Source organism: Bradyrhizobium sp. F1.4.3 (assembly GCF_040548375.1).
Taxonomy (GTDB): domain Bacteria; phylum Pseudomonadota; class Alphaproteobacteria; order Rhizobiales; family Xanthobacteraceae; genus Bradyrhizobium.
On record NZ_JBEPRN010000001.1, the window covers coordinates 1,318,501 to 1,344,232 of the forward strand.

Below are 25,732 nucleotides of genomic sequence, written 5' to 3' on the forward strand. Positions count from 1 at the left end.
CGAAAGCGCTAAGATTTGCTCTTGTCGGCAATCGTCGCCGGCGCGGCGCTTTGCTGCTTCTCGAACATCAAGAGCGGCCGGAAGATGATGCGGCCGTAAGCCTCGTAGTGCCGCTGGGTCGAGACCGCCATCTTCAGCGGCGTCGCATAATTGGCCTCGAACGTCATGAACAAGACCCGAGCAGGGCGCGACCGACGCGCCGCCGCTTGCGACCGGGGCATTGATCTACCGGCACTTTCTCGACGACCAGAAAGAGCTGCTCGGCGCCGGCGCGCTGGATGATCTGCTCGCGCCGAGCAGCGTTCGGTCAGCTAGCCTCGTCGCGTGGGCTAAAGCGCTCGACGAGGAAATCGATGAAGAGTCGCACCTTCAGCGACAGATGCCGCGTCGGCGGATAGACCGCATAGAGCGCGAGCGGTGGCGCCGAATAATCTTCCAGCACGGCGCGAAGCTCGCCCTTCTTCAAGGCATCGGCGGCGATGAATTCGGGAAGCAGCGCCAGCCCTCTGCCCCGGATCGCGACATCGCGCAGCACTTCGGCGTTGTTGACGCAGAGCGACCAGGCCGGCTGGATCCAGTGATCGCCGTCGGCGCCGGTGAGCTTCCATTGATTGCCGGTGAGCAGGAAGCCATAGGTCAGCGAGGTATGGTCGCGCAGATCCTGCGGATGCTTCGGTACGCCGTGGCGCGCCAGATAGTCCGGTGAGGCGCAGATCATGCGCGCCACCGGCACGATCTTCCGCGCGATCAGGCTGGAGGATTCCAGTTCCGCGATCCGCAGCGTCACGTCAAATCCGTCTTGGACGGGATCGAGCAAATCGTCGCTGAGCACGAGCTGGAGCTGCAGCTCCGGATATCTTTCCATGAAGTCGGCGAGCACAGGCCCGAGCCGCATGGTGCCGAACGACATCGGCGCGTTGACGCGCAACAGGCCGCGAGGCGCCGACTGGGCCTGCGCCACCGCCTGGTCGGCGGCCTCGATCTCCGAGAGGATCACCACCGCGCGCTCGAAATATTGCTGGCCGTTCTCGGTCGGGCTCGCATGCCTCGTGGTCCGGTTCAGGAGCTGCACGCCGAGGCTCTGCTCGAGGTCGGCGATGTATTTGCTGATCGCGGAGCGCGACAGCCGCAACTGTCGGCCGGCTTCCGCAAAGCTGCCGCTTTCGACCACCTTCACAAAGGCCCGGAGGCTGGCGACCTTATCCAAGGACCGGCCTCGGAGATTGTTTCCAAATCGTAGACATAGCCGTCATATTTGCACGGATTGTCTCCAATCCAAAGCAGAACGATATTTCCAGCCAGAGAGCAAGACCGCTCCACGAGCTTCGGAGGACGACAATGTCTGGACTGCACCATGTCACCGCGATTGCCGGCGACCCCATCAGGAATTTCGGCTTTTACACCCGTGATCTCGGCCTGCGCTTCGTCAAGAAGACGGTCAATTTCGACGACCCCGGCACCTATCACTTCTATTATGGCGATGAGACCGGACGGCCCGGCACCATCCTGACCTTCTTCCCTTGGGCTGGTGTGCCTGCGGGGCGCCGCGGCGTCGGCGAGACCCATCAGACCGCTTTCCGCGTGCCGCAGCGCTCGCTGGGCTACTGGACACAGCGCTTCATCGAGAAGGGGATTGCCTACGAGGCGCTGGAAAAGCGCTTTGGCGAATCCGTGCTGCCGTTCACCGATCCCGACAGCATGGCGCTGGCGCTCGTCGGCATCCCCGGCGCGGAGAACGAGCCGGGCTGGAGCAATGGCGATGTGCCAACCGAGCATGCGATCCGCGGCTTCCATGGCGTGACGCTGCTGCTCGACAGCGCGGCGAAGACGGCTGCCGTCCTCACCGACGTGTTCGGCCTCAAGGAGACGGCGCGCGAGGGCTCCGTGATCCGCTTCAAGGCACCCGGGAACGCGCAAGGCAGCGTGGTCGACATCTACGAAGCCAAGGGCTTCTTGCGCGGCCATCAGGGCGGCGGCTCTGTACACCACATCGCGTTCCGCGCGGCCGACGACGCCGAGCAGGGCCAAATGGCGCAAAAACTCGTCTCCAATCACGGCCTGCACCCGACCGAGCAGCGCGACCGCAACTACTTCCGCTCGATCTACTTCCGCGAGCCCGGCGGCGTGCTGTTCGAGATCGCGACCGATATTCCCGGCTTCGCGGTCGATGAACCCGTCGCGACCCTGGGCCGCGACCTGAAGCTGCCCAATTTCCTTGAAGCGCAGCGCAAGCAGATCGAGGAGGTTCTCCCGAACCTGGAAGAGAGCGCGTCGTGACCGAGAGCCCATTCATCCATCGCTTCGAGCCCGCGCACCGCGCGGGTTCGCCCCCGCTCCTGCTGCTCCACGGAACCGGTGGCGACGAGAACGATTTGCTCGAGCTTGGCAAGATGATCTCGCCGGGCTCCGCCCTGCTCTCGCCGCGCGGCCGCGTGCTCGAACACGGCATGCCGCGCTTCTTCCGCCGTCTCGCCGAAGGGGTGTTCGACGAAGAAGACGTGCGCCGCCGCGCGCTCGAGCTCGGCGACTTCGTCACGGGGGCGCGACAGCGATACGGCATCGATGCTCCCGTTGCGGTCGGCTTCTCCAACGGCGCCAACATCGCGGCGGCGCTGTTGCTGCTGAAGACGGACGCGCTGGCAGGCGCGATCCTGCTGCGGGCGATGGTGCCGTTGTCGGATCCTCCCAGGGCCGAGCTCGCCGGCAAGCCGGTTCTGCTGCTGTCTGGTCAGGCCGACGCGATCGTGCCAGCAAGCAATTCGGCACGGCTGGCGGCGCTGCTGTCGGAATCGGGAGCCAGCGTGACCCACAAAGTCCTGCCGGCCGGCCATCAATTGTCGCAGGCCGACGTGTCGCTCGCCCGCGACTGGATCGGCAACGTCGCCGCCGAGGCGGCCTGACCCAAAGGAGCGGCGCACCGCTCGACCACGGTGCGCCGCTTCGAATTCTCCACGGGCGACCTTCGGTCGCATCTGCGCAATCGGGCACCACCCTGCCGGAAATTTCCGCTTGCCCGTTTCCACGCCAGGCTTAGAATTTGGGACAATGTTCCGAAATTTGGAACTCCCTTGGACCAACCAGCATGAGCGCCCTGACCAACGCCATCGAGATCCTGCGTTGCTTTTCCAGCGCGCGGCCCGATCTGTCGTTCGCAGACGTGATGGCGCTGACCGGCAAGCCGAAGAGCTCGACCTCGCGGCTGCTGCGCTCCCTGCGCGACTGTGGCCTGCTCGAGCAGGACCCTCACACCCGCCGCTACCGGCCAGGCCTTCTCACCTTCGAGCTCGGCCGCCTGCACCGCGCCCATGACGATCTCATCAGCATGGCCGAGCGCGAGCTGCGCGAGGTCTGCGCGCGCACCGGGCACACCGGCTACATCGCCGTGCTCGACGGCTACGAGCAGGTCGTGCTCAGGATCGTGCCGGGCTCGAATCCCCTTCGCGTGGTCAATCCGCCGGGCCAGCGCACGCCGGCGCTCGCCACCTCGAACGGCCGCGCCATGCTCGCCCGCCTCTCCGACGAGGACATCCGCGCGCGTGTGCCCGCGACCTATCCAAAGCTGCCGCGCAACTCGCCGCAGAACTTCAAGCAGGCGATGGCGCGCCTCGACGAGATCCGCCGCACCGGGGTGTCCGAAGCGGCCGATGAATCCATCGAGGGCGTGGGCTCGCAAGGCTTTGCGCTGAAGAGCGGCGAGACCGGCGAGATGATCGGCATCGCGGTGTCCTATTCGGTGCAGGCCACCACCGCCGCCGAACGCGCCAGTGTCCGGCGCGAGCTGGCGGCGATGGCCGCAAAGCTGCGACGGCTGACCGGCGATCCCCTTGATCAACCCGCAACGCGCGTTCGGACGGGGACCCGATGAGCAGTGCCGCCACCCAACGCCCCAACAGCCTTGCGCTCTTCATTCTGCCGAGCGTGCTGCTGTTTGCGCTGTTCTTCTTCCTGCCGATCGGACTGATGGCGCTGATGAGCGTGCTCACTGGCAATCCGGTGGTGGCGCCAAAGGTCGCCTTCACCACGCGCCATTACGCGCGCATGTTCGACGATCCCTATTATCTCGAAGTGATCTGGACCACGATCCGGATCGGGCTGGTGACCACGCTGGTCGCGCTCGCGATCGGCTATCCGCTGGCGCACTGGATGGCGCGCATCAAGAGCCGCACCGGACATGCGCTGCTGCTGATGGCGGTGCTGGCACCAATGCTGACCGGCATCGTGGTGCGCACCTTCGCCTGGATGACGCTGCTGTCCGACAAGGGCGTAATCAATCAGACCCTGATGTCGCTCGGCCTCATCTCGCAACCCCTGAAGCTGATGTACACCGAGACCGGCATCGTGGTCGGCCTCGTCCACATCTACGTCCCCTTCATGGTGCTGACGCTCACCGGCGTGATCGGCCGCATCGACGAGCGGCTCGAGCAGGCCGCAGAAAATCTCGGCGCCAGCCCGTTGCGCGCCTTCCTCGAGGTGACGCTGCCCTTGAGCCTGCCCGGCATCCTCGCCGGCTCGCTCCTCGTCTTTGCGCTCGCGATCAGCGCCTATGTCACGCCGATCCTGCTCGGCGGATTCCAGATCATGACGCTGCCGATCCTGATCTACCAGCAGATCTCGGCGAACTTCAACGTCGGCTTCGCGGCCGCGCTCGGCATCGTCCTGCTGATGATCTCGCTCCTGCTCGTCATCGCCTATAACCGCGCGCTCGGCCTCGTCTCCGGCCAGCGCGAATTGCAGTGAGACTGGTGATGAGCACGTCCACCTCGCACAGTCCTTCGCTCGCACCCGATCGCGCCGCGGCGCCCGCGCGCTTGGTCGGAGTCCCCAGGCGCTATGGCCGGTACATCTACCTCTCCATCAACATCGCCATCCTGGTCTTCCTGCTGGCGCCGATCGCCGTCGTCGTCGTATTCGCCCTGAACCCGACGCCGTTCATCCAGTTTCCGCCGGTCGGCGTGTCCCTGCGCTGGTTCGAGAAATTCTTTGCCTCGCGCGATTTCATGCAGGCACTCGGCTTCAGCCTCGAAGTCGCACTGCTCACCACGGTGTCCGCGACGATCCTCGGCGCCTCCGCGGCCCTGGCGCTCGCGCGCGGCAATCTGCCCGGCACGCGGCTGATCGTGGCGACCATGCTCTCGCCACTGATGCTGCCGGCAATCCTGACGGGGCTCGCCCTGTTCCAGACCTATGTGCTGCTCGACGTGGGCCGACCGACCTGGGGCCTGGTCGCCGGCCACACGCTGGTGACGCTGCCTTACGTGGTGCGCACGACACTCGCCGTACTGCATAATTTCGACACACGCCTGGAGGAAGCCGCACAAAATCTCGGCGCAAGCCCGTTGCGGACCTTCTTCGAGGTGACGCTGCCGCTGATCAAGCCCGGCGTGCTGGCCGGCGCGATCTTCGCGTTCATCGTCTCTTTCGACCAGTTTCCGGTGTCGCTGTTCCTGGTCAGCCCGGGCAACGAGACGCTGCCGGTCACGCTGTTCAACTATCTCAAATTCGATCTGGACGGCACCATCGGCGCGGCTTCCGTGGTCTCGATCGTTCTCGCCTTTGTCGTCGTCATCGGGCTCGACCGTACCGTCGGCTTGCGCTCCTACGTCAAATTGTAACCGCTCATTACACCCTAAGGAATCGACATGATGAAAGCTCTGGGATCGTCACGGCTCAGCCGCCGCCGCTTTCTGACCGCGAGCGCCTCGCTCGGCATCGGCACGATCGCCGCGCCCTATGTCGCGCGCGCCGACGATCCGACGCTGCGCATCACCGGCTGGGGCGGCAAATGGGGTGAGGTCATGAAGGCCGAGATCGGCCCCGCCTTCGAGAGCGAGTTCAAGTGCAAGCTCCAGATCGACTCTGCTTTCCCCTATCTGCCAAAGCTCCAGGCCAGCTCACGCTCCGCGCCGATCTATGACGTGATGCACACCAATTCGAACGAGCAGTGGGCCGCCGCCGAAATGGGGCTGGTTGAGCCGAAGATCGATCCCAAGCTGGTGCCGAATATCGCCGACGTCTATCCCTACGCCATCAGTGACAAGATCGTCGGCGTCTCGATCTTCACCAGCGCCATCGGCCTCGGCATGCGCACCGATAAGGGCTACAACGGCATCACCTCCTGGAAGGAGCTGTGGGACGCGAAATACAATGGCGTCCGCGGCGGCTACGTCATTCCCGTCAACAGCCTCGGCCAGGCCTTCCTGATGATGTGCGGCACACTGTTCGGCAAGGGCCAGACCGATCTCGACGCGGCCTATGCAGCGCTTGAGAAGCTGAAGCCGATCAAGATCGTCGATTTCACCGGCGCGATGGAGAAGATGCTGCTGTCGGGCGAGGTCGGCCTCTGCGTCATCCACGATTCCGGCATCTACCGCTATGACGGCCAGAACCAGCCGACCGACTTCGTCTCGCCCAGCGAAGGCGTGCTGTCGCTGGAACAGGTTTTGACCATCACGCCCGGCAGCAAGATGAAGGAGCTCGCCAACGCCTATGTGAACTACATGCTGCGTCCCGAGGTGCAGAAGCGCCTCGCGGAAACCGTGTGGTACTCGCCGGCCAACAGGAAGGTGAAGCTCGACGCCAAGTACGACGCCAAGCTGCTCACCACGCCGGAAAAAGTCTCGAAGCTGATCCAGGTCGACTGGAAGTGGTACAACGAGCGCAAGGACGAGATCGACCAGCGCGTCAACCGGATCTTCCGCGCATGAGCGCGTCGATCGAAATCGCCGGCGTCAGCAAGGTCTATGACGGCGGCGTCCGCGCGGTGGACGCGGTCGCGATGGACATCAGGCAGGGCGAATTCTTCTCCTTGCTCGGCCCGTCCGGCTGCGGCAAGACCACGACACTGCGCATGATCGCCGGCTTCGAGACGCCGAGCGCGGGCGCGATCCGCGTCGACGGCGCCGACATCACCCATGTGCCGGCGCACAAGCGCGACATGGGCATGGTGTTCCAGAATTACGCGCTGTTTCCGCATCGCACCGTCGCCGAGAACGTCGCCTTCGGCCTGCGCATGCGCGGGCTCGACAAGGCAAGCATTGCGGCCAAGGTGAAGGCGGCGCTGGCCATGGTCGAACTTTCGGGTCTCGAGGACCGCCGGCCCGCCCAGCTCTCCGGCGGCCAGCAACAGCGCGTCGCGCTCGCCCGCGCCATCGTGATCGCGCCGCGCGTGCTGCTCTGCGACGAGCCGCTCGGCGCGCTGGACAAGAAGCTGCGCCAGCAGATGCAGTTCGAGCTCAAGCAGCTCCAGAAGAAGCTCGGCCTCACCCTGGTCTTCGTCACCCATGACCAGGAAGAGGCACTCGCAATGTCCGACCGCATTGCCGTGATGAACGGCGGTCGCGTCGAGCAGGTCGGCACGCCGGCCGAAATCTACAACCAGCCGATGACCCGTTTCGTCGCCGACTTCATTGGCGACACCAACATCTTTCGTGGTGAGCGCACCACGACAAGCGCAGGTGGCCTCGCTCTCGACGTGGGCAAGGGCCTGATCCTGGCGCTGCTGCCCTCCACCGAGATGCAGGGCACAGGCGTTCTCTCGGTAGCGCTGCGCCCCGAAAAGATCCGCCTCTCGCCGCGCGGCGAGGCAGCGAGCGCGTCCGGCGTCACCGCGCAAGGTGTCGTCGAAAACACCAACTTTCTCGGCGGCGCCGTGCTCTATCGCATCACGATCGAGGGCGGCCATCGCGTCCTGGTGCAACAGCCCAATGCAGGCACGAGCCGCCTGTTCGTTCCCGGCAACGGTGTCACGCTCGACTGGACGCCGGCCGATCTCGTCGTCTTGAAGGACTAGACCAGACATGAACATGCCATTGAAGCACCAACGTATCGGGGTCGTCGTGATCGGCCAGAGCCCGCGTCCGACGGTCGCGTCGGAAATCGCCACCGTGCTGTCGCCGGGCATCCAGATCGAGCTGCGCGGCGCGCTCGACGGCATGAGCCGTGCCGAGATCGACGCTATCCCACCAATGGACGGATACGACACGCTGTTCACGCTGCTGCCGAACGGCGACGGCGTCACCATCAGCAAGAAGGAGGTCGAGCGTCGCGCGAGCCAGCAGATCACTCGCTTCAAGCACGAGGGCGTCGGCGTGACGCTGATGGCCTGCACCGGAAAATTCCCCAATCTCGCAGCCGATGGCCTCGTCATCCTGCCCTCGGCCATCCTGCACAATCTCGTCGAAGCCGTGCTGCCGAAAGGCCGGCTCGGCGTATTCTCGCCGCTAACCGAGCAGACCGCGCTGATCGACAAGAAATGGCAGCGCGAAGGCGTCGAGGTGGTCGGCATCACGCTTCGTCCCGGCTCTGACGATGCAGCGGTCGACGAAGCCGCGCGCACGATGGCTGACCTCGAGCCCGATCTCGTGGTGATGGACTGCATCAGCTACACCAGCGCCAACAAGGCGCGCGTGCGCACCGCCTATCCCGGACCGGTGATCCTCGGCATTGCCGCCGCGGCCCGCATCGTCGAGGAGCTGGTGTCGTGAGCAAAGTGGAATTGAAGACGATCAGCCTCGAGGAGATCGAGGCGCTCGCGGTCGGCGCCTGGATACTGGGCACCGGCGGCGGCGGCAGCCCCTATCTTGGCCTGCTCAATTTGCGCCGGCTCTATGCCGAGGGCCAGCGCGTGCAATTGATGTCGCCGCTCGACCTTAACGACGACGACTGGGTCGCCGTTGTCTCCAACATGGGCGCACCGCTGGTCGGACAGGAGCGGCTTGCCGACAGCCGCAACATCGCACGCGCCGTGCGGATGCAGGAGGAGATCAACGGCATCAAGTTCCGCGCGGTGATGTCGGTCGAGATCGGCGGCGGCAACGGCGTGCAGGCGCTGATGGCGGCCGCCCATCTCGGCATTCCCGTGGTCGATGCCGACTGCATGGGCCGCGCCTTTCCCGAGGCGCAGATGACATCGGTCGCGATCGGCGACCTGCGCCCCTACCCCTGCACGCTCTTCGATCCCCGCGGCATCGAAGCCGTGGTGACGAAGGTGCCGAGCTGGAAGTGGATGGAGCGGGCGAGCCGCAAGATCTGCGTCGAGATGGGCTCGATCGCCTCCACCAGCAAGGCGCCGCGCACCGGACGCGAGGTGAAGGACTGGGGCATCCACTTCACTACCACGAAGGCGATCCGCATCGGCCGCGCCGTCGAAGCCGCGAACCGCCGTCACGAGGATCCGATCGCCGCGCTGCTGGCGACTGAAGGCGGCAAGAAACTCTTCACCGGCAAGATCATCGACGTCGCCCGGCGCACGACCGAAGGATTCCTGCGCGGTTCGGCCACGATCGACGGCAGCGATGCCGACCGCGGCAGCCGGCTCAAGCTTTCGTTCCAGAACGAATGGGTCGTGGCCTGGCGCGGCGAGGAGGCGATCGCGACATCGCCCGATTTGATCTGCGTGCTCGACAGTGTCAACGGCCACGGCGTCGGCACCGAGACCGTGCGCTATGGCCAGCGCGTCACCGTCGTGGCGCTGCCCGCGCCGCCCGTGCTCACCAGTCCCCGGGGCCTTGAATTCGTTGGCCCACGCGCCTTCGGCTACGACCTCGACTACCGTTCCCTCTTCGCGCCCGCTGAGGCAGGAGCCTAAGATCCCATGAAGCGTATTGGCATCGACGTCGGCGGCACCAACACGGATGCCGTGCTGATCGTCGACGAGAAAGTCGTTCATTCCGTCAAGCGCCCGACCACCGCCGACGTGACGTCAGGTATCCTGGACGCACTGAAAGCGCTGCGCGCCGAGCCCGCCGCCGCGGTGAAGGTCGACGCGGTCGTGATCGGCACTACCCATTTCATCAACGCGGTGGTGCAGCGCCGCCACGTGCAGAAGATCGCCGCGATCCGCATCGGCATGCCCGCGAGCGCCTCGCTGCCGCCGTTCTGCGACTGGCCGGCGGACCTCGCCGCGCTCGTCAATGGCGACATCTTCATGCTGGAGGGCGGCCACGACTACGACGGCCGCCCGTTCATGCCGCTCGATATCGCCGGGCTGAAGGACGCAGCGCGAAAAATCAGGGACAAGGGCCTGCGCTCGGTCGCGGTGTGCTCGAGCTTCTCGCCGCTCGATCCCTCCTGCGAGACCACCGCGCGCGAGATTCTCGCCGATATCTGCCCGGACGTCGCGGTGACGCTGTCGCACGATCTCGGCCGCATCGGCCTGCTCGAGCGCGAGAATGCCGCGCTCCTCAACGCCTCCCTGCACGACCTCGCCATCACCACGGTCGCAGCCTTCCGCAAGGCGATCGCCGACAGTGGCATCGATGCGCCGCTGTTCCTGACCCAGAACGACGGCACCGTGATGCAGGCCGAGATCGCCACCGCCTTCCCGGTGATGAGCTTTGCATCCGGCGCCACCAATTCGATGCGCGGCGCCGCACATCTGTCCGGTCTCGACGATGCGATGGTCGTCGATGTCGGCGGCACCACTTCCGACATCGGCCAGCTTCGCCACGGCTTTCCGCGCGAGGCGAATGCCGTGGTCGAAGTCGGCGGCGTGCGCACGCTGTTCCGGATGCCCGACCTGTTGTCGATCGGGCTCGGCGGCGGCAGCCATGTTGACGAGGATCCGGTTCGCGTCGGCCCGCTCAGCGTCGGATACCGACTGACATCGGATGCGCTGGTGTTCGGTGGCACGCGCCTCACTGCCACCGACATTGCTGTCGCGGCCGGTCTCATCGAGATCGGCGACCGCTCGCGCGTCGCCAAATTGCCAAAGCGCCTGATCGATGCGGCGCTGCGCGATGCCTGGCGCAAACTGGAGGAAGACATCGACCGCATGAAGACCGAAGCCGGCGACGTGCCGCTGCTCGCGGTTGGCGGCGGCGCCTTCCTGGTACCGGATCGCCTGCCCGGCATTTCCGAGATCGTGCGCGTGCCGCATGGCGACTGCGCCAATGCGGTGGGCGCTGCGATCGCGCAGGTCAGCGGCGAAGCCGATCAGGTGTTCCGCGACCTCAGCCGCGAGGATGCGATCGCAGCTGCGCGCGATATCGCAGCCGACCGTGCCGTCCAGGCCGGTGCAGTGCGCGACAGCCTCAAGACCGTCGATGTCGAGGACATGCCGATCGCCTATCTGCCCGGCAATGCGCTGCGCGTGCGCGTGCGCGTCGCCGGCGCGATCGCCGATCCGGATTTTCCGGCGGCGGCGTAACAGACGCCGCTGTCTCAATCGAACCAGCCGCGGCGCGTGAACCAGATCAGCGGCAATACGCCGCTGGCGATGATGGCGAGCAATGCCAGAGGATAGCCGAATGTCCAGCTCAGCTCCGGCATGTTCTTGAAATTCATGCCCCAGACACCGACCAGAATCGTGGGCGGCACGCCCACCACAGACACGATCGTGAGGACCTTGAACATCTCGTTCTGCTGGATGTTGATGAACCCGAGCACGGCATCGAGCAGGAGCTGGATCTTGTCCGACAATCGCGTCTCGTAGTCACTGAGCGACGCGACGTCCTTCGACACGGCGTCGAGTCGTTTCTTCGATGCGGCCGTGATCCACTCACTTCCGACATCGCCTGCAAACGACGCGATGCGGCCAACACCGAGCAGGACATCGCGCGCCTTGGCCAGACGGTCGGCCAGTTCTCCGACATTCTCCAGCGCCTCACGCATCCTGCGGCTCGAGCGTACCGGCCGTTTGGTCCGAACCAGCCCGCCCTTGAAGACGCTCCTTGACAGCGTATCGGCCGTCGCGCCCAAATGCTCCAGCACATCGGCGCCGCGGTCGACCATCGCCTCGAGCAAGCTGGTGAACACGCACATGCCGTTCTCGAGACTGTCATCGGTCCCGATGCGCTTGCCGATATCGTCGAAGATCGGCAGCGGCCAGAAACGCACAGTCACCAGCACCCGCGGCCCGATGACGAATCCGACCGGCGTGATCTCGGCCTCATTGTCCTCGTTGAACCGGACGGCCGGCGAACTGAGATAAAGCGTGCCGTGGTCGTGGATCAGCCGGCTCGAAGCCTCGATCTCGCCGAGCGACTGCTCGGACGGCACGCGCATCCCAAGCAGCCGTTCGACGAATTTCTTTTCCTTGTCCGTTGCGTTCAGCAGATCGGCCCAGATGATCTCGGCCGGCATTTCCGCGCCGATGCTTTGCCAATCATCGGACGGCCATCTGTACAGCTTGAGCAAGAACCGAACTCCGCAATCCCTCGCGCCGCATAGCACGGCATGCGCCATCCTGCGTCAAGCCAACGCATGAGGGTTCCAATCGTTCAACCTCGGGGATCAACAGAAGCGGCGCTCTCAAATGAAAACGGGGCGCGGCCTTCTTCGATGATGCCATCATGCCAGTGTTTTGCCCGTCGGGTCAACGGCATCGCGGACATGCGCAAGCCCGTTGAGCCGGCCGCGCAAGCCATTGATATCACTATCCCCGCCTACTGTGCATGGGGTTGTTTTTCAGATTTTTTTGGGGGCCCACCAAACAAATGGCCTCTCCCCGATGGGAAGAGGCCAATGCTGAAGCGACAGTTTCGACTTGATGACGCGCCCCCTACTCCCAATACCAGCTCGAAAAATCGTTCTCGAACTGCGGGACGTCCTTCCAGACGCCCTTCAGCTTCTTGTTGGTGATGGTGATCAGCTGCGGCTGGTACAAATAGCCGGAGACCGCGTCGGTTGCCAGCATGCGCTGGGCGTCGCCGAGAAGCTTTGCGCGGGCGGCTTCTTCGGGTGTCGATACGATCTGCTTGTAGAGCGCGTTGAAGGCGTCGTTGTTGTAGCCGAGATAGTAGTCCGGCTCGGTGATCTTGACGAGATCAATCGGCTCGACATGGCTGACGATGGTGAGATCGAAATTATGCGGACCGTTCGGCGCGAACACCTGCGACAGCCATTGCGCCCATTCGACGTTCTCGATCTTGGCAATGATACCGACCTTGGCGAGCTGCGCCGCGAGGATCTCGCCGCCCTGCCGCGCATAGGACGGCGGCGGCAGCTTGAGCGACAGCTCGAGCGGCGTGGTGACGCCGGCTTCCGCGAGAAGCTTCTTGGCCTTCTCGGGGTCGTAGGGGTTGATGCCGGTGGTGTCGACGTAGCCGGGCGCACCCGGCACATAGAAGCTGCCGATCGGCGTACCGAAGCCGTCGACCGCGCCGTCGATCATCGCCTTGCGATCGATCGCGGCAAGGATGGCGCGGCGCACGCGAACGTCGTCGAGCGGCTTCTTGCGCTCGTTGATGCCGACGATGGTCTTGGCGCGGGAGCCGCCGACCTGGACGTTGAAACGCGGATCGGCCTTGAACTGCGCGATGGTGCGCTGCGCCGCAACGCGCGGAAACGCATCGACGTCACCCGAGAGCAGCGCCGCGGTCTGTGCGGCCGGCTCCGATATGAAGCGGATCGTCACTTTCGACAGCTTGATCGCGGAAGCGTTGCGGTAGTCGGCCCATTTGTTCAGGGTCATCGACGAGCCTTTGGCCCAGGCGCTGAGCTGATAGGGTCCGGTTCCGACCGGCTGCGTGGCATTCGTCGGCGCGCTCTTCGGCTCGACGATCGAACCGCTCGCCTGCCCGAGGAGGAACGGCAGGTTCGGCTCGGAGTTTTTCAAGCTAATCACGACCGTGTCGGCGTCGGGCGCGTCGACTTTCTCGAAGCCCTGGAACAGGCTCTTGTCCTTGTTGGTGCTGGTGGCGACGGCGTTGCGTTCGAACGAGAACTTCACCGCCGCGGAGTTGAACGGTTCGCCGTTCTGGAATTTGACACCCTTGCGCAGCTTGAAGGTGTAGGTCTTCAGGTCGGGCGAGGCGGTCCAGCTCTCGGCCAGCAATGGCGAGGTCGAGCCGTCCTCGTTGATCTTGGTCAGGGTCTCATAGATGTTGTAGAGCGTGACCTCGGCGATCGCGGCGGCAGCGGCATTGGTGGGATCGAGCCCCGGCGGCTCCAGCGCCATCGCCATGACGACGCTGTCTTTCTTGCTTTGTGCCAGCACCGGCAGCGGCGCCGCGACGAACGCGGCGGCGAGTGCGACGATGGATAATTTCCTGAACATGCGTAATTCCCCTGCCTTCTCTCGTCCCAATCTACGCCAATCCTGCCCGCGAGACTAACCCTCCGCGGCCGGCGGGGGCAACGCCATCACCGCCTCCGCCTTGTGGCAGGCGGCCAGATGCGCCTCACCAACCTTGCGTAACTCAGGCAGGGCCTCGCGGCAATGCTGGTCGGCGAGCGCACAACGGGCGACATAGGGACACCCCGTTGCAGTCGCCGATTGCGACGCGATCGCCTGGGCCCCCCGCCGGCGCCGGCCGCCGCCGGCGCGCGCTCGCGGCACGGCGTCCAGCAGCGCCCGCGTGTAGGGATGGGCGGAGCGTTCGAACAGGTCCTCGGGGCGGCCCTGCTCGACGATCCGGCCGAGATACATCACCGCGACCTCGTCGCAGAGATAGTCGACGACGGCAAGATCGTGGCTGATCAGGACGTAACTCAGCCCGAACTGCTCCTGGAGGTCCTGCATCAGGTTCAAGACCTGCGCCTGCACCGAGACGTCGAGCGCGGAGACCGGTTCGTCGGCGACGATCAGCTTCGGCTGGGTAATCAGCGCGCGCGCGATTGCGATGCGCTGACGCTGGCCGCCGGAAAACTCGTGCGGGTATTTGTCCATGTCGGCATCGCGCAAGCCGACCTGCCGCAGCACCGCGGCGACGCGCGCGCGGAACGTGGTGCGGTCTGCGCCCTCCAGCACGGTGAGCGGCTCGGCGACGATACGTGCGATGGTCTGGCGCGGATCGAGCGACCCATAGGGGTCCTGGAACACCATCTGGAAATCGCGGCGGGCGCGGCGCAACTCGTCCGCGGAGATCTGATGGAGGTCGCGGCCGAGCAGCGCGACCTGCCCCGATGTCGGCCGCTCCAGCGCCATCACCACCCGCGCGAAGGTCGACTTGCCCGAACCGGACTCGCCGACGATGCCGAGGCTCTTGCCGGCGGCAACCTGTACGCTGACGCCGTTGAGTGCGCGGACCTGGCCGGGCGGGCGGAACAGGCTTTCGCGCGGCAGCGTGTAGCGCTGCTCGATGTCCCTGACGTCGAGAAGGGGCGCGGCAGTCATGCGGACAGCGCTCCGACATTCGCGGCCATGGAGACATCGGTGCGCACGCAACGGACGACATGACCGGGACCGACTTCGACCATCGGCGGCAGCGCCGCGCGACATTTGTCCTCGACCAGCGGACAGCGCTCGCCGAAGGCGCAGCCGGCCGGCAGGTCGGCAAGCTCAGGCACCGTGCCGGAGATCGTCGTCAGCCGCGTCCCCTTGCGCGCGCCGAGGCGCGGGCGGGCGCGGAACAGGCCCTGCGTGTAGGGATGTCCCATGCGGCGGAACACCTCGTCGGTCGGCCCGCTCTCGACGACGGTACCGCCATACATCACCATCATGCGCTGCACGTTCTCGGCGATGACGCCGAGATCGTGCGAGATCAGGATCATCGACATGCCGCGTTCCTCGACGAGATCGGCGATGAGGTCGAGGATCTGGCCCTGGATGGTGACGTCGAGTGCCGTGGTCGGCTCGTCGGCGATCAGGAGATCCGGTTCGCAGGCGAGCGCCATGGCGATGGTGACGCGCTGGCGCTGGCCGCCGGAAAACTGGTGCGGGTAGGCATCGATCCGCTTTGCGGGATCGGGCAGTCCGACGCGGTCGAGCAAGGCGATCGCTTCTCGCCGCGCCTGCGCCGCCGAATATTTCTTGTGACGCCGCAGCGGCTCGGCGACCTGATGTCCGATCGTGTGCATCGGGTTGAGCGCCGTCATCGGCTCCTGGAAGATCATGCTGATGCGGTTGCCGCGCAGCCCGCAATAATCCGCATCCGAAAGCCCTGCGAGCTCGCGTCCGTCGAGCCGGATGCTGCCGGTCACGACAGCGCTATCCGGCAGCAGTCCCATCAGCGACAGCGCCGTGACCGACTTGCCGCAGCCGGATTCGCCGACGAGCCCGAGCGTTTCGCCGCGCTTCAGTGCGAAGCTGACGCCGCGCACGGCTTGTGCCGGCCCGCGGCTGGTGTTGAGGCGGACCCCGAGATTGCTAACCTCGATCAGCGGCATGGTTGCGGGATCAGCCATCGTCACCGCTCCCGCGCCAGTCTGGGATCGAGCAGGTCGCGCAATCCGTCACCGAGGAGATTGAGGCCGAGCACGGCGACCGCGATCGCAGCGCCCGGATAGACCGCGAGCATCGGCGACTGGAACAGCAGCGTCTGCGCGTCGTTCAGCATGCGGCCCCATGACGGCTGCGGCGGCTGCGTGCCAAGGCCGAGATAGGACAAGGCGGCTTCGGCAAGAATTGCCAGCGCGAACTGGATGGTGGCCTGCACGATCAGGATCGAGAGAATGTTGGGCAGCACATGCTCGATGGTGATGCGGAAGGCGCCCTTGCCCGAGGCGCGCGCGGCCAGCACGAATTCGCGTGCCCAGATCGCGTTGGCCGAACCGCGCGTCAGCCGGGTCAGCGTCGGGATCTGGAAAATGCCGATCGCGACGATCGAGGTCACCATGCCGGGACCCACGACTGCGGCGAGCATGATGGCGGAGAGCACGGCCGGAAAGGCGAAGGTGAAATCGGAGAAGCGCATGATGATCTCTTCGGTCCAGCCGCGCCGGGCAGACGCGATCAGGCCGAGGCAGACACCGAAGGTGAGGCCGATGCTCACCGCGATGATACCGACCATGATGGTGGAGCGGGCGCCCGCGAGCAGCAGCGAGACGATGTCGCGGCCGAAGGCATCGGTGCCGAGCCAATGCGCCGCGGACGGCGGCTTGAGTTTCGAGGCGATGTCGATCTCGTAGGGTGACCACGGCGTCCACACCAGCGACAACAGCGCCGAGGCGAGCACCAGAAGGCTGAGCGCTCCGCCCAGCACAAAGCTGCGATGGCGCAGCGCGCGGCGCCAGAACGTCCGGGCCGGCAGAGGACGCGTTGCGACCGGCACGTCAACCGGGGTGATCAGCTCCGCGCTCACAAATCGTGCACCTTGATGCGGGGATCGATGAAGGCATAGAGGATATCGACCACGAAATTGACGATGACGACCATGGCGGCCAGAAGCATCACGCAGTTACGCACCACGATCAGGTCGCGGTTGGCGATGGACTGGAAGATCAGCCGGCCGAGGCCCGGCAGGTAGAACACGTTCTCGATCACGATGGTGCCGGCGAGCAGATTGGCGAATTGCAGCCCCATCACCGTCATCACCGGGATCATGGCGTTGCGCAGCACGTGGCGCCACAGCACCTCGCGCTTGCCGAGCCCCTTTGCGCGCGCAGTGCGGACGAAATCCTCACGCAGCACTTCCAGGACGGCCGAACGCGTGACGCGCGCGAGGATCGCGGCCTGCACCACCGCAAGCGAGACGGCTGGCAAGAGCAGCGACTTGACCCCCAGCCAGAGGCCGTCCTCCCAGCCGGCAAAGCCGCCTGCCGACAACCATTGCAGCCTGACCGAGAACAGCAGCACGAGCAGAATCGCGAACCAGAAATTCGGCAGCGCGATGCCGATCTGGGTCAGCGACATCACGCCGACGTCGCCGAGCTTGTTGTGGTTGGCGGCGGTGTAGATGCCGGCCGAGAGCGCCAGCGTCACCGTGATCAGCATCGACATGATCGCGAGCGGAACGGTCAGCACCAGCCGCTCCGCGATCAGGCTCGCGACCGGGGTGCCGTAGACATAGCTGTTGCCGAGATCGCCAATGAGGAGCCCCTTGATCCATTGCAGGTAACGAACCGCCAGCGGCTGGTCGAGCCCGAGCTTGACGGTGAGCGCGCGCACCGCGTCCGCCGACGCATCGGCCCCCATCAGCATCTGCGCGGCATTGCCCGGAAGCGCATCCAGCACCAGGAAGATGATGACGGATGCGCCGACCAGCGTCGCCAGCAAGGTCAGGAGACGTCGGAGAAAAAATACGCTCATGCGCGCTCGGATTCAGGGCTCATAAGCGGCACGATCAACATGTCCAGACGCCGGACGCAAGCCCTTTGCGGCATGTCATCAACCCCTTAGCCGGGCCGGCGGGACAGCAGGTCGTGCGAGGCCTCGAACAGCGCGCTGACGCGCAGCAATTCGGCGTCGGCACGGAAACGGCCGACGAGCTGGAGCCCGATCGGCAGGCCATCGTTGCCGAAGCCGCAGGGCAGGCTGATCGCCGGGTGGCCGGTCATGTTGAAAGGCATGGTCCAGGGGAACCAGTGCGGCCGGACGCTGTCAAAATGCTTGCCGTCGATCTCGATGGTGCCGAACAGGTCCTGGTCGATCGGCAGCGCGGTGCGGGTGATGGTCGGCATCGCCAGCAGATGCCCGCGCGCAAGCAGGGATTGCACGCGACGGAACAGCGCGGTGCGCGCGAACATCGCCTCCTGATAGGCGACGCCGCTGACATTGGTCGCAAGCGCGACCTGCTTGACGAAGGCCTCGCTCAGGGCATCGCCATGCTCGGCGACCAGCTTCGCAAAACGCGTGCGCCAGACCGTGTGGTTGATGGCGCGCCAGATCGGCTCGATGTCAAAGCCCTCGCCGGAAAACTCCTCGAGCTCGGCGCCGAGGCCCGCGAGACGACCGAGGCTCGCCTTGAAGCTGGCTGCAACATCTGATGACACCGGACGCCCGGGGGGCGAGGCACAGAACAGGATTTTTTGCCCGCGCAAATCGCCGCGCGGCAGAGCGGTGCCGATGAAGTCAGGTACGGGGACGCCGATCGACCAGGGATCGCAGGCATCCTCGCCGGCCATCGCCTGCATCATCAGCGCGGTGTCGGCGACATCGCGCGTCATCGGCGTGACATAGGTCTGGTTGCCGAAAGCATCGAGCGCCTGGCTGTGCGCGATCACGCCGTTGCTCTGCTTCAGCCCGACCACGCCGTTGCAGGCGGCCGGAATCCGCGTCGAGCCGCCGCCGTCGGTCGCAATCGCAAGCGGCGCGATGCCGCTCGCCACCGCCACCGCCGCGCCGCCGCTGGAGCCGCCGGAGGATCGCTCCGCGCTCCATGCATTGCGGGTGCGGCCGAACAGCGGCGAGTCGGTCAGGCATTTGCTGCCGAATTCCGGCGTCGTGGTCTTGCCGATCAGGATCGCGCCTGCCGCGCGCAGCCTGGCAACCGCGACAGCATCTTCGGTCGGTATGTTGTCCTTGTAGGGAACGGCGCCGAAAGTGGTCTTCACGCCTTTGGTGTTGACGATGTCCTTGACGGTGACGGGAAGCCCATGCAGCAGGCCGAGCGGCTCGCCGGCCATCACCTTGCGCTCGGCTTCGCGCGCCTGCGCCATCGCCTCGTCGCCACAGAGCGTGATGAAGCAGTTCAGCTCGGGCTGGAGCGCCTCGGCGCGCGCGAGCACGGCGCTGACAATCTCGACCGGCGAGACTTCCTTGCGGCCGATACGCGCGCGCAGTTCAGTAGCGGACAGGAGACAGAGATCATTGCTCATCAGGACAGGCTCGCATCAGGACGCGCGGACCTTGCCAGCGAGCGCCTATCCTGTCCATTTCGGATGGCGCATGGCCACAGTTCACCGGGACATCCCGGAAATTGCGATGCCTGGGCGCCCGGCTACCAGCTCCAAGTGATCTCATGGCTCCAGGGCGGATCGGCGCCCGGGCGGGTACAGGTCAGGCCGGCGCAGTTGGCGGCAAAGGACAGCACGCGGCGGAGCTCGTCAGCGCCGATCTCCTTCAGCTGCTGCCGGGCGAGGCGCCCCTGCTTGTGCAGGGCGAACAGCAGCGCCGCCTGAAAACTGTCGCCGGCGCCGATGGTGTCGGCGATCGCGACCTGCGGCGCCTGCACTTCGATCTGTCCCGCTCCCGCGTGCCAGGCGATGGCGCCGTTGTTGCCGCGGGTGATCACGACGAGGCTTATGCCCTGCCCCAGCATCGCGCTCGCGCGTTGCTGATAAGGTTCCTCGCCATGGAGATAGGCGAAGTCGACATCCGACATCTTGATGAGATCGGCACTCGCTGCGAACTCCGCCATGCGCGCAAGATAGGACGGCTTGTCCTTGACCAGATTGGGCCGGCAATTCGGATCGAAGGAGATCGTTGACGTCGGCCGCGCGTCCGCGATCAGAGCTTTGGTCTCGGCCGCGCCCTGGTCATTGACCAGCGTGGTCGAGCCGACGTGAAGCGCTTCAACCCTGTCGAAGAGAATCGACCCGCGCCGATAGGTCCAGTTCCGCGTCGCAGTCTCGGCATCGTAGAAGGCATAATGCGACTCGCCGGCGACGATGCGCACGAAGGCCAGCGTCGTCTGGTGATCGCTGCGGGTGGCAAGACCGAGCTCGACATTGGAAGCTGCGGCGTGGTCGGCGATCATGCGCCCGAACATGTCGGTCGAGATGCCGCCGACAAGGCCGGTCGACGCGCCCAACCGCGCCATGCCGATCGCGACATTGAGGCAGGAGCCGCCGACCGCCGGCATCACTGCTTCGCGCCCTTCGGCGTTTCGGGTCGGCACGAAATCGATCAGCGCGTCGCCGCAGGAAATCAGCATCCGTTTCAACCTCTGGCGATATCGCGCATCGCAGCACGGCTGCCGCGATCGACCTCGCGCAGCAGCTTGTAGACCTCGCGCTTGCGGGCGTGAAACGCGGCCATGTCGGGCGCGGTCGGCTCGCTCTTGCGTCCCAACGCCGACATCCTGGCCATGGTTTCGCCGATCGAGGCATAGGCGCCGCCGGCCACCGCGCCGAGCATCGCGGCGCCCAGCAGCACCGGCTCCTTCGTCTGCGGCAGCGCGACGGTGAGGCCGGTGGTATCGGCCATGATCTGCCGCACCAGCGGGCTGCGGCTCGCGCCGCCGCCCATGATCATGATGCTGGAATGGACGCCATGCGCGGCAAAGGCTTCGATCACCTCGGCGAGCCCATAAGCGAGCCCGCAGAGGCCGGCGACGAACAGCCGTTCCATCGCGCCGATATCGGTGTCGAGATCCAGGCCCGCGACCACCGCGCGCGTATCGGGATCGGCATAGGGCGAGCGGTTGCCGATAAACTCCGGGAGGACGTGAATATCGCGGGCGAGCAGCGCGGCCCGGCTGGCATCGCCGGCGCGCGCGATGATGCGCCGCTCGAGGAACTCGATGAGGTCAACGCCCTCGCTGCGCGCCGCCGCGCTCGCCTCGGCATAGCCCGGATGCGACTTGAGGAGATGGTCGATCGCCGCGCCCGCGGCCGACTGGCCGCCCTCGTTGAGCCAGAAATCCGGCACCATGCCGGAATAATAAGGGCCCCACACGCCCGGCACGAAGCATGGCTCTTTCGTCGTCGCCATGATGCAGGCCGACGTTCCCATGATGTAGGCAAGGCGATCGCTGACATCGGTCGCCCCGCCCGGTCCATCGCGACCGCCGATCGCGCCGATGCCGCCGGCATGGGCGTCGATCAGCGACGCGCCGACCGGCGTGCCCGGCGACAGGCCGAGATCGGCAGCGGCTGCGCGGGTGAGGCCGGCGCCGAGCCGCGTGCCGGGCGCGACGATCTCGGTACCGATGCGGACATATTTTTCGCTGACGAAATCCGACAGGCCGATGCGCTTGAAGAACGGCGCGCTCCAGCCGCCACCGTCATGCGCGAGATAATTCCACTTGCAGGTGACGGTGCAGGTCGACCGTTGCAGCGAGCCGGTCGCACGCCAGGTCAGGTAGTCTGCCAGATCGAAAAAATGCCCGGCGGCGTCAAAGCTCGCGCGCAGATGCCGCTTCAGCCACAACAGCTTCGGCATCTCCATCTCGGGCGAGATCGAGCCGCCGACATAGCGCAGCACCGCATCCTCGGTCTCGTTGATCAACCGCGCCTCGGCCGTGGCGCGATGGTCCATCCAGACGATGACGTTGCGCTGCTTGTCGCCGGAAGTGCTCACAGTGACCGGTTCGCCCCGGGGATCGAGCACCACCAGGGAACAGGTCGCGTCGAAACCGATGCCGCCGACGCTGTCAGGCGCGATCGCAGCTTCCGCCATCGCAGCCCGCACCGATGTCACGCAGGCGTCCCAGATGTCGGAGGACGACTGCTCGACGATGTCGCCGGCCTCGTGCCAGATCCGGATCGGATGCCGGGCGGTGGCCAGCAGGGTGCCGGCCTCGTCAAACACCCCTGCCCGCGTGCTCGTGGTCCCCACGTCGACGCCGATATACGCTCGCGGCATTGTCGCTCCTGGTCGCTTCCGTCAATTTTGACGCAAGCCTACCAGCAAGTGTAGCCGCCATCCACCAGCACGATGCTGCCGGTCATCAGGCTCGCGGCCTCGGAGGCGAGGAACAGCACCACGGAGGCGATCTCCTCGACCTGCCCCATTCGCGCCATCGGGGTTCCACCGATCCAGGCGTCGTACATTTTCGGGGTGCTTTTCACGAAAGCATTGAGCGGCGTGTCGATATAGGTCGGCGCCACCGCATTGACGCGGATGCCGCGGGCACCCCATTCGGCGGCCAGCGACTTGGTCAGATGGTGCACGCCGGCCTTCGACGCATTGTAGAAGCATTGCTCCTGCGGCTTGTTGACGATGAAGCCGGACATCGAACCGACATTGACAATGGCGCCGCTCTTGGCTTTCAACATGTGCTTGCCGAATTCGCGGCAGCACCAGAAGGTACCGTTGAGATTGACGTCGATGACGTTGAGCCAGTGCTCGTCGGTGACGGTCTCCGCCGGGGTCTCGCTGCGGGCGATGCCGGCATTGTTGACGAGGATGTCGACCTTGCCGTGACGGGCGACGAGGTCGTTCGCCACTTCCGCCACGCGCTTGGTATCGGTGACGTCCATGATCGCGGTCTCGGCGTCATAGCCTTTCGCCTTCAAACCGGCTTTTGCACTGTCGGCGACCTTGCTGTCGCGGTCGCCGATAACGACCCTGGCGCCGGCCTCGGCCAGCGCCTCGGCGCAGGCGAGGCCGATGCCCTGCCCGCCGCCGGTGATGAACGCGGTTTTGCCGCTCAGCTTGAATTTTTCCAGGTACATGGTGGTCTTTCCGTTTTCTTGCCGTTTCTTGTTAGCCTCGAATGGCGTTGCCGCTCTTATCGAAGCGGTGAATGCGTGCGGGGTCCGGCACCAGCGACACGTGATCGCCGGCATGCAGGCTCAATTCGCCGATGTAGCGCGCCGTCAGCATGCCGAGCGGCCCGGCATCGACGTAAAGGAAAGTGTCGCTGCCGAGATGCTCGGCAACCGCGATCGTTCCCTGCCAGCCGCCGCTGCCGTCGCGGTCGATCTTCAGATGCTCCGGCCGCACGCCGATTGTCGCCGCCCCCTTCTGCAAGGCGGCTTCGCCGGTGACGAGGTTCATTTTTGGCGAGCCGATGAAGCCGGCGACGAAGAGATTGGCGGGCTTCTCGTAGAGGTCCAAGGGCGAGCCGTATTGCTCGATCTTGCCGCCATTGAGCACGACGATCTTGTCGGCCATGGTCATGGCTTCGACCTGATCGTGGGTGACATAGATCGCGGTGGTGCCGAGTTGCTTCTGGAGCCGGGTCACCTCGATCCGCATCTGCACGCGCAGGGCTGCGTCGAGGTTGGATAGCGGCTCGTCGAACAGGAACGCCTTGGGCTCGCGGACGATGGCGCGTCCGATCGCGACGCGCTGGCGCTGGCCGCCGGAAAGCTCGCGCGGCTTGCGGTCGAGATAGGGCGTGAGGTTCAGCGTCGCGGCGGCCGCCTCGACCTTGCGGTTGGTCTCGTCCTTGGAAAGGCCCGCCATCTTCAGGCCGAAGCCGATATTGCCGCGCACGCTCATATGCGGATAGAGCGCATAGGACTGGAACACCATCGACAGCCCGCGCTTGGCCGGCGGCGTGTCGACGACGTTCTTGCCGTCGATCAGGATCTTGCCGCCGGAGACGTCCTCGAGCCCGGCGATCAGCCGCAGCAACGTGGTCTTGCCGCAGCCTGATGGTCCGACGAACACCACGAAGGAGCCATCGGCGATGTCGAGATCGGCGCCCTTGATGATGTGCACGGGGCCGAAGGATTTCTGCACGTCCTGAAGTGTGATCTGACCCATGATCCGGCAGCCCCTTTACTTCACAGCGCCAAAGGTGAGCCCGCGCACGAGCTGCTTCTGGCTGAACCAACCGAGGACGAGAATGGGCGCGATCGCCAGCGTGGAAGCCGCCGACAGCTTTGCCCAGAACAGCCCCTCCGGGCTCGAATAGGACGCGATGAACACCGTGAGCGGCGCCGCGCTCGAGGTGGACAGATTGAGTGTCCAGAACGCCTCGTTCCAGGCCAGGATCAGATTGAGCAGCATGGTCGACGCCAGGCCCGGGATCGCCATCGGCGTCAGCACATAGACGAGCTCGCGGCCGATGGTGGCGCCGTCCATGCGCGCGGCCTCCAGAATGTCGCGCGGGATCTCCTTGAAATAGGTGAACAGCATCCAGATCACGATCGGCAAATTGCCGAGGCAGAGGATGAAGACCAGGCCGATGCGGGAATCGAGCAGGCCGAAGCTCTTGAAGATCAGGTAGATCGGCACCAGCACGCCGACCGGCGGCATCATCTTGGTCGAGAGCATCCAGAGCAAAATGTCCTTGGTGCGCTTGGTCGGCGAAAACGCCATCGACCACGCCGCAGGAATCGCGATCAAGAGCGCAATCAGCGTCGACCCGCCGGCGATGATGATCGAGTTCAGCGCGTGGTGCAGGTAGTCGCTGCGCTCCTGCACGGTCGCGTAGTTTTCCGTGGTCCAGTGGAAGAACAGAAAGGACGGCGGGATGGCGAAAGCCTCGAGCTCGGTCTTGAAGCTCGCCAGCACCATCCACAGGATCGGGAAGAAGATCAGGAAGCCGAAGAACCACGCTCCGATCGTCGATATCACCACCCGCTGCGTCGTTGCCATCCGCGCCATGCTTCAAGCCTCCAGGTTGCGGCCGACGATGCGGACGAGGAAGAAGGCGACGATGTTGGCGATCACGACGGCCACAAGGCCGCCCGCGGACGCGCTGCCGACGTCGTACTGGATCAGCGCCTGCGAATAGATCAGGAAGGCGATGTTGGTGGTCGACAGTCCCGGGCCACCGCCCGTGGTGACGTAGATTTCCGCAAAGACGGTGAGCAGGAAGATGGTCTCGATCAGGATCACCACGGTGACGGGCCGCGCGAGGTGCGGCAGCGTGATGTAGATGAAGGCCGAGACCGCGCTGGCGCCGTCCATCTCGGCGGCTTCCTTCTGCTCCTCGTCGAGCGATTGCAGCGCGGTGAGCAGGATCAGCGTCGCGAACGGCAGCCATTGCCAGGCGACGATCAGGATCACCGCGAGCAGCGGCGCGTCGGTGAACCAGTCGATCGGTGTCAACCCGAACACCGAGGCGATCCAGGCGAACAGCCCGGACACCGGATGCATCAAGAGATTCTTCCAGACCAGCGCGCTCACCGTGGGCATCACGAAGAACGGCGCGATCACCATCAGCCGCACGATGTTGCGGCCGATCACGGGCTGGTCCATCAGCAGCGCCAGCGGAATGCCGAGCAGGATGGTCAGCGCCAGCACCGATCCGACCAGCACCAGCGTGTTCTGGAGCGAGGCGAGGAAGGCGGGATCGGTGAGGAAGTAGCGAAAATTCTCGAGACCGACGAACGCCTCGGAGCCGGGATCGAGCAGGCTGTAATGCAAGGTCGAGAAATAGAGCGTCAGCGCAAGCGGAACGATCATCCAGATGAACAGGAGCCCGACGGCCGGGGTCAGGAGCGAGCGCGCAAGTATCTGCGTCTGCCGGGTTGCCATCCTTCGCTTCTCCGCTGGGGGAAGAAAGGCGGC

25 protein-coding genes are annotated in these 25,732 nt (G+C 65.3%); 10 read left to right on the forward strand and 15 right to left on the reverse strand.

What is annotated here, in order from left to right; all coding sequences use genetic code 11:
• Positions 1–8: 8 nt before the first annotated feature.
• Both ABIB73_RS06405 and ABIB73_RS06410 read right to left on the reverse strand, forming a co-directional pair.
• Positions 9–167, reverse strand: coding sequence for a hypothetical protein (locus ABIB73_RS06405; RefSeq protein ID WP_354222206.1), 159 nt, complete (start codon positions 165–167; stop codon positions 9–11).
• 140 nt (positions 168–307) lie between these two features.
• Complete coding sequence (locus ABIB73_RS06410; protein ID WP_354222207.1) at positions 308–1,207, reverse strand: LysR family transcriptional regulator; 900 nt, start codon at positions 1,205–1,207, stop codon at positions 308–310.
• A 131-nt stretch (positions 1,208–1,338) separates the two neighbouring features.
• Here ABIB73_RS06410 and ABIB73_RS06415 point away from each other — a divergent pair, with 131 nt between their 5' ends.
• The 10 genes from ABIB73_RS06415 to ABIB73_RS06460 all read left to right on the forward strand — a co-directional run bounded on the left by ABIB73_RS06415 (position 1,339) and on the right by ABIB73_RS06460 (position 11,146).
• On the forward strand, positions 1,339–2,277 hold the full coding sequence (locus ABIB73_RS06415; protein WP_354222208.1) for a ring-cleaving dioxygenase: 939 nt from the start codon (positions 1,339–1,341) through the stop codon (positions 2,275–2,277).
• Positions 2,274–2,900, forward strand: coding sequence for an alpha/beta hydrolase (locus ABIB73_RS06420; RefSeq protein WP_354222209.1), 627 nt, complete (start codon positions 2,274–2,276; stop codon positions 2,898–2,900). The genes ABIB73_RS06415 and ABIB73_RS06420 overlap by 4 nt, the downstream gene beginning before the upstream one ends.
• Before the next feature lie 182 nt (positions 2,901–3,082).
• Complete coding sequence (locus ABIB73_RS06425) at positions 3,083–3,865, forward strand: IclR family transcriptional regulator (RefSeq protein WP_354222210.1); 783 nt, start codon at positions 3,083–3,085, stop codon at positions 3,863–3,865.
• Complete coding sequence (locus ABIB73_RS06430) at positions 3,862–4,737, forward strand: ABC transporter permease (protein ID WP_354222211.1); 876 nt, start codon at positions 3,862–3,864, stop codon at positions 4,735–4,737. Before ABIB73_RS06425 ends, ABIB73_RS06430 begins: the two co-directional genes overlap by 4 nt.
• An 8-nt stretch (positions 4,738–4,745) precedes the next feature.
• Complete coding sequence (locus ABIB73_RS06435; RefSeq protein ID WP_354222212.1) at positions 4,746–5,612, forward strand: ABC transporter permease; 867 nt, start codon at positions 4,746–4,748, stop codon at positions 5,610–5,612.
• A gap of 27 nt (positions 5,613–5,639) precedes the next feature.
• Positions 5,640–6,704: an ABC transporter substrate-binding protein gene (locus ABIB73_RS06440; RefSeq protein WP_354222213.1), complete on the forward strand. Its 1,065-nt coding sequence runs from the start codon at positions 5,640–5,642 to the stop codon at positions 6,702–6,704.
• Positions 6,701–7,789: an ABC transporter ATP-binding protein gene (locus ABIB73_RS06445; RefSeq protein WP_354222214.1), complete on the forward strand. Its 1,089-nt coding sequence runs from the start codon at positions 6,701–6,703 to the stop codon at positions 7,787–7,789. The genes ABIB73_RS06440 and ABIB73_RS06445 overlap by 4 nt, the downstream gene beginning before the upstream one ends.
• A gap of 7 nt (positions 7,790–7,796) precedes the next feature.
• Positions 7,797–8,483: an AroM family protein gene (locus tag ABIB73_RS06450; protein WP_354222215.1), complete on the forward strand. Its 687-nt coding sequence runs from the start codon at positions 7,797–7,799 to the stop codon at positions 8,481–8,483.
• On the forward strand, positions 8,480–9,586 hold the full coding sequence (locus tag ABIB73_RS06455; protein WP_354222216.1) for an S-methyl thiohydantoin desulfurase family protein: 1,107 nt from the start codon (positions 8,480–8,482) through the stop codon (positions 9,584–9,586). The genes ABIB73_RS06450 and ABIB73_RS06455 overlap by 4 nt, the downstream gene beginning before the upstream one ends.
• A 6-nt stretch (positions 9,587–9,592) precedes the next feature.
• Positions 9,593–11,146 carry a hydantoinase/oxoprolinase N-terminal domain-containing protein gene (locus tag ABIB73_RS06460; protein WP_354222217.1) on the forward strand — a complete coding sequence of 518 codons (1,554 nt, stop codon included), beginning with the start codon at positions 9,593–9,595 and terminating at the stop codon, positions 11,144–11,146.
• Positions 11,147–11,160: 14 nt separating this feature from the next.
• Here the strand turns inward: ABIB73_RS06460 and ABIB73_RS06465 are convergent, their stop codons facing one another.
• From ABIB73_RS06465 to ABIB73_RS06525, 13 genes are all read right to left on the reverse strand, one after another.
• Positions 11,161–12,135 (reverse strand): magnesium transporter CorA family protein, encoded by a 975-nt coding sequence (locus ABIB73_RS06465; protein ID WP_354222218.1) that lies wholly within the window; start codon positions 12,133–12,135, stop codon positions 11,161–11,163.
• Positions 12,136–12,499: 364 nt separating this feature from the next.
• Complete coding sequence (locus ABIB73_RS06470; protein WP_354222219.1) at positions 12,500–13,996, reverse strand: ABC transporter substrate-binding protein; 1,497 nt, start codon at positions 13,994–13,996, stop codon at positions 12,500–12,502.
• A gap of 54 nt (positions 13,997–14,050) precedes the next feature.
• Entirely contained in the window at positions 14,051–15,055 is a 1,005-nt protein-coding gene (locus ABIB73_RS06475) for an ABC transporter ATP-binding protein (protein WP_354222220.1), read from the reverse strand.
• Positions 15,052–16,065, reverse strand: a complete 1,014-nt coding sequence (locus ABIB73_RS06480; protein WP_354222221.1) for an ABC transporter ATP-binding protein — start codon at positions 16,063–16,065, stop codon at positions 15,052–15,054. Before ABIB73_RS06480 ends, ABIB73_RS06475 begins: the two co-directional genes overlap by 4 nt.
• A gap of 2 nt (positions 16,066–16,067) precedes the next feature.
• Positions 16,068–16,961, reverse strand: a complete 894-nt coding sequence (locus tag ABIB73_RS06485) for an ABC transporter permease (protein ID WP_502918391.1) — start codon at positions 16,959–16,961, stop codon at positions 16,068–16,070.
• A complete protein-coding gene (locus tag ABIB73_RS06490; protein ID WP_354222222.1) occupies positions 16,958–17,908 on the reverse strand; it encodes an ABC transporter permease in 951 nt (316 codons plus the stop codon). The genes ABIB73_RS06485 and ABIB73_RS06490 overlap by 4 nt, the downstream gene beginning before the upstream one ends.
• An 86-nt stretch (positions 17,909–17,994) precedes the next feature.
• Complete coding sequence (locus ABIB73_RS06495) at positions 17,995–19,416, reverse strand: amidase (protein WP_354222223.1); 1,422 nt, start codon at positions 19,414–19,416, stop codon at positions 17,995–17,997.
• 122 nt (positions 19,417–19,538) lie between these two features.
• The gene (locus ABIB73_RS06500) at positions 19,539–20,474 is read right to left on the reverse strand and encodes a carbohydrate kinase family protein (protein ID WP_354222224.1); all 936 of its coding nucleotides are present in this window, start codon (positions 20,472–20,474) and stop codon (positions 19,539–19,541) included.
• Positions 20,475–20,479: 5 nt separating this feature from the next.
• Complete coding sequence (locus ABIB73_RS06505) at positions 20,480–22,126, reverse strand: FGGY-family carbohydrate kinase (RefSeq protein ID WP_354222225.1); 1,647 nt, start codon at positions 22,124–22,126, stop codon at positions 20,480–20,482.
• A 38-nt stretch (positions 22,127–22,164) separates the two neighbouring features.
• On the reverse strand, positions 22,165–22,938 hold the full coding sequence (locus ABIB73_RS06510) for an SDR family NAD(P)-dependent oxidoreductase (protein WP_354222226.1): 774 nt from the start codon (positions 22,936–22,938) through the stop codon (positions 22,165–22,167).
• Positions 22,939–22,969: 31 nt separating this feature from the next.
• On the reverse strand, positions 22,970–23,977 hold the full coding sequence (locus ABIB73_RS06515; protein ID WP_354222227.1) for an ABC transporter ATP-binding protein: 1,008 nt from the start codon (positions 23,975–23,977) through the stop codon (positions 22,970–22,972).
• A 15-nt stretch (positions 23,978–23,992) separates the two neighbouring features.
• The gene (locus tag ABIB73_RS06520) at positions 23,993–24,823 is read right to left on the reverse strand and encodes a carbohydrate ABC transporter permease (RefSeq protein ID WP_354222228.1); all 831 of its coding nucleotides are present in this window, start codon (positions 24,821–24,823) and stop codon (positions 23,993–23,995) included.
• Between the two features lie 3 nt (positions 24,824–24,826).
• The gene (locus tag ABIB73_RS06525) at positions 24,827–25,699 is read right to left on the reverse strand and encodes a carbohydrate ABC transporter permease (protein ID WP_354222229.1); all 873 of its coding nucleotides are present in this window, start codon (positions 25,697–25,699) and stop codon (positions 24,827–24,829) included.
• Between the last annotated feature and the right edge of the window lie 33 nt (positions 25,700–25,732).

Coding starts and splice junctions, on each gene's coding strand:
- ABIB73_RS06405 (WP_354222206.1), bottom strand. CDS start 167: ATGACGTTCGAGGCCAATTATGCGACGCCGCTGAAGATGGCGGTCTCG.
- ABIB73_RS06415 (WP_354222208.1), top strand. CDS start 1,339: ATGTCTGGACTGCACCATGTCACCGCGATTGCCGGCGACCCCATCAGG.
- ABIB73_RS06425 (WP_354222210.1), top strand. CDS start 3,083: ATGAGCGCCCTGACCAACGCCATCGAGATCCTGCGTTGCTTTTCCAGC.
- ABIB73_RS06430 (WP_354222211.1), top strand. CDS start 3,862: ATGAGCAGTGCCGCCACCCAACGCCCCAACAGCCTTGCGCTCTTCATT.
- ABIB73_RS06435 (WP_354222212.1), top strand. CDS start 4,746: ATGAGCACGTCCACCTCGCACAGTCCTTCGCTCGCACCCGATCGCGCC.
- ABIB73_RS06440 (WP_354222213.1), top strand. CDS start 5,640: ATGATGAAAGCTCTGGGATCGTCACGGCTCAGCCGCCGCCGCTTTCTG.
- ABIB73_RS06445 (WP_354222214.1), top strand. CDS start 6,701: ATGAGCGCGTCGATCGAAATCGCCGGCGTCAGCAAGGTCTATGACGGC.
- ABIB73_RS06450 (WP_354222215.1), top strand. CDS start 7,797: ATGAACATGCCATTGAAGCACCAACGTATCGGGGTCGTCGTGATCGGC.
- ABIB73_RS06460 (WP_354222217.1), top strand. CDS start 9,593: ATGAAGCGTATTGGCATCGACGTCGGCGGCACCAACACGGATGCCGTG.
- ABIB73_RS06470 (WP_354222219.1), bottom strand. CDS start 13,996: ATGTTCAGGAAATTATCCATCGTCGCACTCGCCGCCGCGTTCGTCGCG.
- ABIB73_RS06475 (WP_354222220.1), bottom strand. CDS start 15,055: ATGACTGCCGCGCCCCTTCTCGACGTCAGGGACATCGAGCAGCGCTAC.
- ABIB73_RS06480 (WP_354222221.1), bottom strand. CDS start 16,065: ATGGCTGATCCCGCAACCATGCCGCTGATCGAGGTTAGCAATCTCGGG.
- ABIB73_RS06490 (WP_354222222.1), bottom strand. CDS start 17,908: ATGAGCGTATTTTTTCTCCGACGTCTCCTGACCTTGCTGGCGACGCTG.
- ABIB73_RS06495 (WP_354222223.1), bottom strand. CDS start 19,416: ATGAGCAATGATCTCTGTCTCCTGTCCGCTACTGAACTGCGCGCGCGT.
- ABIB73_RS06500 (WP_354222224.1), bottom strand. CDS start 20,474: ATGCTGATTTCCTGCGGCGACGCGCTGATCGATTTCGTGCCGACCCGA.
- ABIB73_RS06505 (WP_354222225.1), bottom strand. CDS start 22,126: ATGCCGCGAGCGTATATCGGCGTCGACGTGGGGACCACGAGCACGCGG.
- ABIB73_RS06510 (WP_354222226.1), bottom strand. CDS start 22,938: ATGTACCTGGAAAAATTCAAGCTGAGCGGCAAAACCGCGTTCATCACC.
- ABIB73_RS06515 (WP_354222227.1), bottom strand. CDS start 23,977: ATGGGTCAGATCACACTTCAGGACGTGCAGAAATCCTTCGGCCCCGTG.
- ABIB73_RS06520 (WP_354222228.1), bottom strand. CDS start 24,823: ATGGCGCGGATGGCAACGACGCAGCGGGTGGTGATATCGACGATCGGA.
- ABIB73_RS06525 (WP_354222229.1), bottom strand. CDS start 25,699: ATGGCAACCCGGCAGACGCAGATACTTGCGCGCTCGCTCCTGACCCCG.